Below are 1,468 nucleotides of genomic sequence, written 5' to 3' on the forward strand. Positions count from 1 at the left end.
TACAATTACATCTTCGATAGTCACGGTTGGAGGACCATCATTATCAGTAATGGTTACTGTTCCGCTAGGATCTGTATTGGCAGTGTTATCACTTGTTACCGTTCCATTTACAGTGAAGATTTCATCACCCTCATCAAGATCATCATCTTCAATAGGAATTACAACTTCTCCAGTAGTTTCTCCAGCAGGGATTATTACCGTTACAATTGTTTGTTCATAATCATCCTCTCCAGCTGTACCCGTTGTTGTTACTATCTCTATAACAGTATCTTCATCACTTGGGTTGCTTAAGGTTACAGGAACCGTTACCGTTCCAGCATCTTCATCTACAATTACATCTTCAATAGTTACGGTTGGAGCATCATCGTTATCGATAATGGTTACCGTTCCGCTAGGATCTGTGTTTTCAGTGTTATCACTTGTTACCGTTCCGTCTACTGTGAAGATTTCATCTTCTTCATCTGTCGTGTCTTCTGTAATTGGAACTATAACTTCTCCTTCAGTCTCTCCAGCAGGAATGGTTACCGTTACAATAGTTTCTACATAATCATCCTCACCAGCAGTACCCGTCGTAGTTACTATCTCAATAACAGTATCTTCATCACTTGGGTTACTTAAGGTTACGGGAACCGTTACCGTTCCAGCATCTTCATCTACAATTACATCTTCGATAGTCACGGTTGTTGAATCGTCATTGGTAATTGTTCCAGTTCCTGTTGTGGCAGCAGGATCAATCGTACCGTTAGTAGTATTAGCAATCGTTACTTCAAATTCTTCATCTGATTCTACAACATCATCACCATTTACCGTTACTGGGAATACAGCACTCGTCTCGCCAGCAGGGATTGTTACAGTTAACTCCGTTGGTGCTACATAATCCGCATCACCAAGCGTTCCTGTTCCATCAGCAACGGTGAAAGTTACTACTGTATCTGTATCGGAAGGAGCACTTAAGGTTACTGGGAATTCAGCTACCACCGTAGTTCCATCATTTCCTTCTGTTACTGTTACATCACCAATNTAATTGTTCCAGTTCCTGTTGTGGCAGCAGGATCAATCGTACCATTAGTAGTATTAGCAATCGTTACTTCAAATTCTTCATCTGATTCTACAACATCATCACCATTTACCGTTACTGGGAATACAGCACTCGTCTCTCCAGCAGGGATTGTTACGGTTAACTCTGTTGGTGCTACATAATCTGCGTCACCAACCGTTCCTGTTCCATCAGCAACGGTGAAGGTTACTACTGTATCTGTATCGGAAGGAGCACTTAAGGTTACTGGGAAGTTCGCTACAACCGTAGTCCCATCATTCCCTTCTGTTACTGTTACATCGCCAATGCTTACGACAGTAGCATCGTCATTGGTAATTGTTCCAGTTCCTGTTGTGGCAGCAGGATCTATGGTTCCATTGGTAGTGTTAGCAATCGTTACTTCAAATTCTTCATCTGACTCCACAACATCAT

Annotated in this window: 2 protein-coding genes; both read right to left on the reverse strand. The window is 41.9% G+C overall.

The features are described 5' to 3' along the window. Positions 1-978 (reverse strand): Calx-beta domain-containing protein (locus ACFO5T_RS06855; RefSeq protein ID WP_380033119.1); only part of this gene is annotated, 978 nt, incomplete at its 3' end. Positions 979-1,007: 29 nt separating this feature from the next. Beyond that, entirely contained in the window at positions 1,008-1,460 is a 453-nt protein-coding gene (locus tag ACFO5T_RS06860) for a Calx-beta domain-containing protein (protein WP_465251693.1), read from the reverse strand. Positions 1,461-1,468 lie beyond the last annotated feature (8 nt).

The sequence above is a fragment of the Dokdonia genika genome (genome assembly GCF_042652845.1).
GTDB lineage: Bacteria > Bacteroidota > Bacteroidia > Flavobacteriales > Flavobacteriaceae > Dokdonia > Dokdonia donghaensis.